Below are 9611 nucleotides of genomic sequence, written 5' to 3'. Positions count from 1 at the left end.
TTGGGCTGAACGCATTTTTACTCTAAAAACCCCATCAAAATCCATATCCGTATTTTTTTAAAACTTTTTAATCAACTGATTTTAAGTTGATTACTGATTAAAGCAAATATGTAACCTCGCAACGCGGGTTACCCTCTTGCTTATCGATTTCGTTCGCTTTAGCGAACAAAATTTTCACACAACCTGACTAAAAAATCAGTTGCTTTTCCTGGGCACTTCTGCTATTTTAAAGTTATGGGATTAGGTATTAAAACTCAAACGCGGATTGGTTTCAAACAAGTGGTTTTGATATTAAAAAAAATGAATTTTAATAAATGTTTGGTTTTGAACGTCAGATTTCAAAAATGAGTGTGACTATTTTTATAAAACCTTTGGACATCTTTTAGACACCCAAAGGCTAGATTACTATTAGTATATTAATCAAATATTGAACACATATTGGTAGCTGTATAAATTCTTTATGGCTTCCTCTTCCAATAAAGTGTTATAATCCAAATGCTGTTTTTCAGCGTAGGATTTTAGGTCGTTTCCAAATTTTTGCTCCACATCACTTTTGGAATCTTGGAGCAATCGGTTTTGGGTTTCTGCATCGAGGTTGTTATAATTTAAATAGACCATGATAATTTATTTTTAACTATAGTAACCCATTATCAGCAAAACTGTAATAATTACCATCTGGTGTAATAATCAAATGGTCGAGAACATTCACATCAAACAATTTGGCTGCTTGTTGGATTTTATCAGTCAACTGTTTGTCTGCTTCACTAGGCTTTAGTTTATTGCTAGGATGATTGTGCGCTAAAATTACGCCTACTGATAAAGTTTTAATTATGACGGCAAATAATATCCGCATATCTACCAATGTGCCTGTAATACTTCCTGTTGATACTTGGTAAATGCCTTTTATCTTATTGGAATTATTCAATAGTAATACCTTAAAGGATTCCTGTAAGCCTATGGTGTCTTGATTCCACCCTTGAAAAATCAATTTTGCGGCATCCTCTGAACTTTTAATAGATATTGCTTTAGAAGTGCTTAGCTTTTCTCGGTAACTTATTTTTATTTCGTTAACTTTGGTTTTCATTGTTCTTTTCTTTTGAAGTTAATAATGAAAAAGAGGGTGTGTCCGTAGAAAGTAACACCCTCTTTCTTTTTGTTTACTCTGCATTTCCTAACAGAAGTATTTCACTTACTACCACTTCGGTTACATAGCGTTTTACACCGTCCTTGTCCTCATAACTTCTTGAAGTCAATTTCCCTTCAATGGCAATCTCTTTACCTTTGGTTACATACTTTTCGATGATGTCTGCCGTCTTACCCCATACCACTAAACTGTGCCAATTGGTATTGGTTTGTTTTTCGCCTTTACCGTCTTTGTAATGCTCATTTGTTGCGATAGATAAACGGACTACTTTCTTACCGTTGTCTAAGTTTGTAATGGTTGGTTCTTGTCCAACATGCCCAATTAACTGTACTTTGTTTCTTAATGTACTCATGATTTAAAAATTTAAAGGTTAATAATTCCCCTGTATTGGTTTAAACTGAATTAAATTTTAAGGGGTGTTTTGTTCGATTTCTTTCGTGCTCCGCACCATAGATGACGTGGGTTTTGTCAAGACTTTTAGAAAATAAATCAGGAGTGTCTGCGACGTAGTAAAATCCTTGGATTTTCAAGGACGTAGAAACCTTATTTTTTTATAAAACTTGCAAGGTCTTGACAAGTTCCATAAGGGCATTAGCAATTCTTTGGAACCTATTTGCGTTAGAGCGTACCGGTAGTTAAGCGAGAAAAGGAAATAGGTTCCAATTAGAAATGCTTATGCACTGCCTGTTTTTCGACGCCCCGAAAAACAACAAAAGGCGTCATCTATTATTAACCCCTTAAAATGACTGAGGCAAATCCTGAATTTTTAAGTAGCATCCAGTAAAGCTCAAAGAAAGCTTTGCAGATGGTATGGTTAAGAAAATTTAGGGTTTGGCTTTCCGCTTATTATTTTGATATTTGTTCACATCAAGCGGACTTGATTCACACTTTTTACTTGGAATGAAGAGTTCCTTTCCAGCGGAGCGGAAAGGGTTAACGGAATGAAAAGTCAAAAGTGAGGATTGTGTCCAAGACTTTGATAATGAAGTTCTTTTTCTGAAATGTAGTTTTTACGGAATGCAAGGGAATGGACTGAATAAAAAGAAATATTCAATTTAAAAACAGATTAATTCTTGCTGAATCTTCACTCAACTCAACATAAGAATAATTATAGTACAAATGTTATCGCACTTATAGTTAAAATGATATGATGCAAATTGGGAACCTTATTTCATTTAACACACAACTTTTGGGATTGATCCCCATAAATCTACTAATAGCTATAGAATTTACCCGCAAAAGATATCAAATAATAACAATTTTAATAAAAATTTGAAAAAAGGATTATTCTGTACTTATTCTGTACTAGGTGTAATAAAAAAAGGGTTTCAATTTCTTGAAACCCTTGTCTTTACTAGTAGCGGGAACTGGACTCGAACCAGTGACCTTCGGGTTATGAGCCCGACGAGCTACCTACTGCTCTATCCCGCGATATAATCTTAAAATGATTTTCTTAGCTTTTAACTTTCGGTTCATTATGCCGACCAAATCATTTAGGACTGCAAAGATACAATCCTTTTTTACTTTAGCAAACATAAAAAACAAAAAAATTATTGCTCAATGCTATTTGCTTGAAACGCTGTTAATTCTGTATCTACAAATTGAGCTGTAATTTGAATTGGGTTACAACACACTTCGCAATCTTCTATATAAGATTGATTATAAACAGAATTATCTATTAGCATAGAAATGGTTTGCCAACAATGCGGGCATGTAAAATAGTGTTCTAGCATATTATAAAAATAAAAAAAGCCATCATAAATGATGACTTTTAACTAACTAAATTTATAAAAACTATAATTTATTCTTTCTCGATATCCATTGTTGCTGTTGCATTTTGTATTTCTAACTGCATCAGTGTAGGAGGGTTTTTACCAGAAACTGTAAGGTACTCTTGGTTTAAGTTATTATCACTAACCATCATCGTGTTTAGCTTTGTTAAATTCATAAACTCTTGTGGTAAATCTCCAGTAAATTGATTTGTTGATAATAACAACTCTTCTAAATCTTTTAATTGAGCTATTTCTACAGGAATCTCACCATCCATTTTATTATCCATCAAACTTAACTTTTGTAATTTTGATAATGCATAAATCTCAGTTGGAATCTGGCCACTTAAAAAATTACTTCCTAATAATAACTCTCTAAGGTTAGTTAAACTCATTAATGAACTTGGAATTTCACCTGTAAATTTATTACTATATAGTTTTAATGTATTAAGCTTTTTCAATTCACCTAATGCTGATGGAATCTCGCCTTCAAAACCGTTCATAAATAACTCAAGAGCTGTTAATTCTTTTAAATTACTTAATGTAGTAGGAAGTGTGCCTTTAAGTTTATTGAAACCTAAGTTCAACACCTTTAAACTAGTTAAGTTTCCAATCTCTTGAGGTAAGTTTCCATCAAGGTTATTAAACTGAAGGTTAATTTCAACTACGTTTTCGTTTTCTATTTTAACACCATACCAAGTATCAATAGATGCATTTAAATCCCAAGAGGAATTCCATTCCGCACCATTTGTTGCGTTATATATGGCTATTAGAGCGTCTTTATCTGTAGATGAAACGTTAGCAAATGAATACGCTGTAACAAGGAAACAAATTGCTATTAATTTTAAAGTCTTCATGTCTTTGGTCAAATTTGGGATTAATTCTTAAGCGAATATAGGCCTAAACTAGATTAAAAACTATTTTTATCGACGAAATACTTAAAATTTTAACAATTGTATAAAAACAAACTACATTTTACTGGTTAAAAAACTAAACTCTAAACGGCCTTAAAAACTAATAGTTAATATTTCTCCACTTATTTGAAGTAATTGCAATTCCGAAACTTTAACCGAATATTTAGCTTGATTTCTATTTAATTCTGCATTTAAGAGATTGAGTTGCGCCTGTCTGAACTCAATTGAATTGACTTGTCCTAATTTAAACTTCTCCTGTGTTCTATTAAAATTATTTTCTGCCGTGTTTATATTATGTTCCTGTAATCTATAAATTTCTAATTTATTTTGATAATCATCCCATGCATTATTAAAATCGCGCTCTAAGGTAACGCGTAATTGTTCTTTTTGAATATTTTGAGCTTCTAAATTTATTTTAGCATTTTTAACTCTTGTGATAGCAGTACCCCCATCAAATAAATTCCAACGTAAATTTAAACCTCCTGAAAGCCCTGTATTGGTTGATGTAGCGATAAAAGAAGCTGCATTATTATTATTCTTATTCCAACCATAACTTCCTATTAAACCAACTGTTGGTAAGTATGCCGATTTTTCAGATTTAACTCCCAATGTATTAATAGTTATACTTTTATCTACTTGTAATAAATTTATATTATTCGCTTTAGCCTTCTCTAAAAGCGCCGCTTTATCATAAAGTGTTTTAAACTCAATTTTAGTATCAATTCTAAACGTCTCTTTTAAAGTATTTCCTAAAACAAGATTCAAATCGCGTTTAGAGTTTCTTAACTGCTGTTCTGAATTCATTAAACTAATACTATCATTATTAATATCTACTTCGGCATTAAGCACGCCTAATTTAGTATTTTGCCCATAGTCAAATTGGTACTTTGCACGTGTTAATCGCTCTTTAGAAATAGCTAAAGTTTGCAAAATAGCATTAGTATTTTCAGTTCGTTCAGCAACATTATAATATATAGTAAAAAGCTGAAGTATTGTATTCTCAATAGTTTCTCGTGCTTGTAACTCGGTTAATTTTTGGGTTTCTTTGAGTTGTTTATAATTATAAGAACGCCCTAAACCATCAAACAAGGTGTAATTTAAATCTACTGACGCATTATATCTAGAACTTTCCGCACCGTTTAAAACCGTTACACGACCATCTGCAAATTCAGCCTCCGTATTATCTCTATTATAAGTTGCTCCTGCATTTCCCGTTAACGTTGGTAAATAACCTGAATTTAAAATATTTGCGTTATTCTTCGCAACCTCAACATCTGTATTAACCAATTTAATACCGTAGTTGTTTTCTAAAGCGAGACTCACTGCTTTTTCTGGTGTGATTAATTCTTGAGCAAATAATGACACTTGCGATGCCAATAGCATACTTAAAAAAACAAATTTAATATTCATCTTCTTCTTTTTGTTCTTTAATAGCGCGTTCAACTTCTTCTTTTGTAACTTCATTACCAGTTGCTAACCATTTTATATTCTTTTTAATACCATTACTAAACCCTAAGAATAATGGTAAAACCAATAGTGTTAAAATAGTCGCATAAGCAATTCCAAAAGAAATAGAAATCGCCATTGGTTTTAAAAATTGTGCTTGCCTACTTTTTTCAAGCAACAATGGTGCTAAACCAGCAACTGTAGTTAATGAGGTTAAGAAAATAGCTCTAAATCGGGACTTTCCTGCTTCAGAAAGCGCTAAATCAAAAGTCATTCCTTCTCTTAAATTAGTATTAAATTTACCAATTAAAACAAGACCATCATTTACCATAATTCCTATTAACGCAATAATACCTAAAAGCGATAATATATTTACTGAGAATCCTAATATCCAATGCCCCCAAGCCACTGCCGTTAAACTAAAAGGGACTAATAAAATTAGAAGAATAGGCTGACTATAACTTCTAAACGTAAAGGCTATTGTAATATAGATTAGAAATAAGATTGGGATTCCAGCACGTGATAAGGAAGCTAACAGCTTATCTTTTTCTCTATTCTGACCTTCAAAAGATGCTGAAATTGTGGGATATCTTGATTGAATTCCAGGAATAATGTTTAATTTAACATCATCTATTATATCTGTAGCACTTGCGTTTGGATCTTTTAAATCTGAAGATACTTTTATTTCACGTAATCCCTCTAAATGGTTTATGGCTACATCACCTCTTTCAATGGTATAATTGGCAATATCTTTTAAGGTTACACGATTACCAGATGGTGTTACAATACGCATATCGTCTAAATTATTAATAGATGCTCTGTTACTTCTATCGTAACGAACCCAAACCTTAATCTCGTCCTGTCCTCGCTGAAAACGTTGCGCTTGTGTTCCAAAAAAACCAGAGCGTACTTGCGTCATCACCGTACGCAAGTCTAAACCTAACAAATAAGCACTTTCTTTTAATTCTAAACGAATTTCCTTAATTCCTGCTGGATCGTTATCTTCAACATCCTTTAATAACGGATTGGATTGCAAAACGTCTTTAAGCTCCTTCTTAGCGGCTTTTAATTCGTCTATATTATTACTTAGAAGGGATACCGAAACTGGACTCCCGCCAAAATTACCACCAGAACCAAAAATTAGCCGTTCGGTTCCTATAACTGGGCCTACAGCCTCTCGTAATTTATTAGCTACCAATCTTGAATTTATCGCATCAGGACGCTCCTCACCAGGCAGCATATTAATTTGCAAACTTGCACTTGAAGAACTTCTTAAAGTTAGAATGGTATTTTCAAACAATTGCTTTCCTGTCCCTTTTAAATATTTTTCTGTTAATTGTTTATTAACCAAAAACGATTTTTGTTCTATCATGGATATAATAGAGTCTGTAATTTCCTCATTAGTTCCATTAGGCATGTCTAATTCTATGGAAACCCTATCACTAGCAATAGAAGGAAATAAAGTAACTCCAATAATACCACCGCCTATAGACCCAAAAGTGAGTATTAAAAGGGCAACAAAAATACCTAAAGATAACATCTTGAATTTTAAAACAAAATCTAAAGTTGGACTATAAACCCTATCCCTCAAGAATACCATAATCTTATCGCCCACTTTATTTATAACACGCATTTTAGTAAAGAATTGCTTCATTTTAGAAGGATTTTCTTCTTGAATTGGTTTACGCAAAGCTTTGGAGTGTGCTAAATGTGCAGGTAGAATAATTAAGGCTTCAATTAAAGACACCAATAAAGTTAATATCACAATAACTGAAACTTCACTGAAAAACTCTCCTATTCTACTATCTAAAAACAAGAAGAGAGAAAAGGCTAAAAGCGTAGTTATTATTGCTGAAACTACTGGCGGAATTACTTCCATTGTACCATCTATAGCCGCTTGTATTGGTGTTTTTCCTTTTTCATAATGTTGATAAATATTTTCGGCAATTACAATACCATCATCTACCAAAATACCGATAACGATTATCATTCCGAAAAGAGATAGTACGTTTATAGTAACATCAAACTGACTTGCAAAAATGAACATTCCTAGAAATGATACAGGAAGCCCAAAAGCAACCCAAAATGCTAACCTTGTATTTAGAAACAGGGACAAGAATATTAGCACGAGAGTAATTCCCATAATCGCATTCCAAATCAATAATTCGGTACGTTGATTTAAAGTGATTGATAAATCTCGAACAACATTAAGCTTAACATTATTATGGCTTTGGTTATACCCTTCAACATATGATTTCACTTTATCAGCAGCAGATATTAAATCTTCATTATTTGTACTGGTTACAGTAACATCAACTGCTAATTCCTCATTAAAATAAGTCGCGTTAGGCGTTTCAGAGAAACGATCACGAATAATAGCTACATCTTTTAAACGTACTGTTTTACCATCGTTAGTCGCTTTAATAATAATATTTGAAAGCTCATCGCCATAATACGAACGATTATTTGCACGAATTAAATATTCTTCGGCATCGGTTTTAATATTTCCACCAGTTACTAAAATATTTGAAGCACTAACCGCCTGCGAGACATCAGAGAACCCAATATTATATGCTAATAAACTAGCTTCATTAACGGCAATTTCAATTTCTTCCTCTGGATATCCTGTGACTTCAATTTGAGAAATTCCGTCAATGGCTCTTAAATCGTTTTCAACTTGTCTTCCTAATTGTTTTAAAGTGGCCAGAGGTATATTTTTTCCGCTTATAGCAAACGAAATGGTTTGTCGGACTTCTTCGCGTTTAGCAACAATTAAAGGTTCCATTCCTGTTGGGAAAGACGGCACACGATCTACCGCATTTTTAACCTCTAAAAGCATAAAATCTATATTCTCTCCTTTTTCAATTTCAATGGTTATTGTACCGCTATTTTCGCGAGATACTGAAGTTACTCGATCTACACCTCTTAAACCTTTTAGGTTATCTTCAATTTTAAGAACAACGCCTTCTTCTATTTCTTGTGGTGATGCTCCCGGATAAGCTATACTGACATTGATAATTTTAGACTCTACTAATGGAAAAAAGGAGGATTTAAGAGACAGCACACCAATAGATCCAAAAACCAGAAAGGCGAGCAAGAAAACATTTACGGCAACATGATATTTAATAAAATAAGCGATTAATTTTCTCATTATTTATCTGCCTTTTTAATCGATTCTTTAAAAGGTTTCACGAGCATACCAGCATAGGCTCCCGGAACTGTTTTTTTAAGAATAACCGTTCCGTTCGCAACATTTTTCAAAACTACTTTGGTGTCTGAAAAATATACTGGTTTTGCAGAAATAACATCTAAGACACTATCTCTAACAATAAATATTTCATCATTTTCAGATAATAAATTACGATCTATCTCAATAGCATTTTGCTCTTCTTTTGCATTTAAGCTTGCCTCCAAATACATACCCTCTTTTAAGGCATCATCTTTAACATCAATATAAGCTGTTATGGTTTGCGTGTTAGCATCAATACTACCGTTTACACGAGACACTTTTCCTGTGTATGATTCTGTTTTATCCAAATTGGTAAGTTTAACAGATTCGCCAACTTTCAATAATCTCGCATAACTTCTACTTACAGCTACTTCCATTTCGTAAACTGAGGTATTAATAAATTCGCCTAACTTCTGTCCACTTCTTACTAAAGACCCCTCAGTAACTAAAGCCTCGGTTAATATACCTGAAAATGGAGCAGAAATATTATATTTTGATAAACGCTGTTCTAAATTCTTAACATTATAATAATTTGAAACAATACCGCGTCCTGTAATAAAATAGTTTTCCTTATCGGAAGTCATTTTTGGTAATTCTGGTGTTGTTTTACTTAAATCGAAAGTATTCAGATAGGTCTGCCATTTCCGAAAAACATCAGGAAAATCCATACGTAAGTCAGGCATTATTGCCGCAATTGCATTATACAAATTACTTTTTGATGCTTGTACTGTTGCATAATATTCGGCTGCATCTATTTTAATTAAAGTTTGACCTTTCTGGTATTTCTGCCCTGGCTTAAAAAGAATATTTGATGATTTAAAAACACCTTGCACCTCGGCATAGAGTTCTACGCGTTGCTTTGCTACTAAGCTACCATTTGCAGGAATAATTATTTGAACAGTGCGGTTTAAAACGGTATCTACAAATACTGTTTTTACTATTTTTTCTTTAACAGGTTTTGGTTTATTCTTATTTGCAATAAGTTTTTTCGCAAACAAAAAAGAAAATACGATTAGTAAAATTCCAAGAACGGAAAGTATAATTTTACGCATACTAATAATTTTGATGGTCTAGTCTTCAAAATTACCTTTTAACTTACGCTTAAAAGT

General features: G+C 32.8%; 8 protein-coding genes and 1 tRNA gene. All 9 read right to left on the bottom strand.

The window, feature by feature from the left end; all coding sequences use genetic code 11:
• Positions 1-420 precede the first annotated feature (420 nt).
• The 9 genes from P8K68_RS05415 to P8K68_RS05375 all read right to left on the bottom strand — a co-directional run bounded on the left by P8K68_RS05415 (position 421) and on the right by P8K68_RS05375 (position 9554).
• Positions 421-618, bottom strand: a complete 198-nt coding sequence (locus tag P8K68_RS05415; RefSeq protein WP_300248656.1) for a hypothetical protein — start codon at positions 616-618, stop codon at positions 421-423.
• Between the two features lie 16 nt (positions 619-634).
• On the bottom strand, positions 635-1084 hold the full coding sequence (locus tag P8K68_RS05410) for a JAB domain-containing protein (protein ID WP_300248655.1): 450 nt from the start codon (positions 1082-1084) through the stop codon (positions 635-637).
• A 73-nt stretch (positions 1085-1157) separates the two neighbouring features.
• Positions 1158-1496: a single-stranded DNA-binding protein gene (gene ssb / locus P8K68_RS05405; RefSeq protein ID WP_300248654.1), complete on the bottom strand. Its 339-nt coding sequence runs from the start codon at positions 1494-1496 to the stop codon at positions 1158-1160.
• A 1006-nt stretch (positions 1497-2502) separates the two neighbouring features.
• Positions 2503-2575: transfer RNA gene (locus P8K68_RS05400), tRNA-Met, on the bottom strand.
• Positions 2576-2694: 119 nt separating this feature from the next.
• A complete protein-coding gene (locus tag P8K68_RS05395) occupies positions 2695-2877 on the bottom strand; it encodes a CPXCG motif-containing cysteine-rich protein (protein WP_300248653.1) in 183 nt (60 codons plus the stop codon).
• A 68-nt stretch (positions 2878-2945) separates the two neighbouring features.
• A complete protein-coding gene (locus tag P8K68_RS05390) occupies positions 2946-3770 on the bottom strand; it encodes a Two component regulator three Y domain protein (protein WP_300248652.1) in 825 nt (274 codons plus the stop codon).
• A 150-nt stretch (positions 3771-3920) separates the two neighbouring features.
• Positions 3921-5237 carry a TolC family protein gene (locus P8K68_RS05385; protein WP_300248651.1) on the bottom strand — a complete coding sequence of 439 codons (1317 nt, stop codon included), beginning with the start codon at positions 5235-5237 and terminating at the stop codon, positions 3921-3923.
• Entirely contained in the window at positions 5227-8424 is a 3198-nt protein-coding gene (locus P8K68_RS05380) for an efflux RND transporter permease subunit (RefSeq protein ID WP_300248650.1), read from the bottom strand. Before P8K68_RS05380 ends, P8K68_RS05385 begins: the two co-directional genes overlap by 11 nt.
• On the bottom strand, positions 8424-9554 hold the full coding sequence (locus tag P8K68_RS05375; protein WP_300248649.1) for an HlyD family efflux transporter periplasmic adaptor subunit: 1131 nt from the start codon (positions 9552-9554) through the stop codon (positions 8424-8426). Before P8K68_RS05375 ends, P8K68_RS05380 begins: the two co-directional genes overlap by 1 nt.
• Positions 9555-9611: the final 57 nt, after the last annotated feature.

It is taken from the genome of Algibacter sp. (assembly GCF_029245835.1).
Classification (GTDB): domain Bacteria; phylum Bacteroidota; class Bacteroidia; order Flavobacteriales; family Flavobacteriaceae; genus Algibacter_B.
This window is presented reverse-complemented; position numbering and strand designations above follow the sequence as displayed.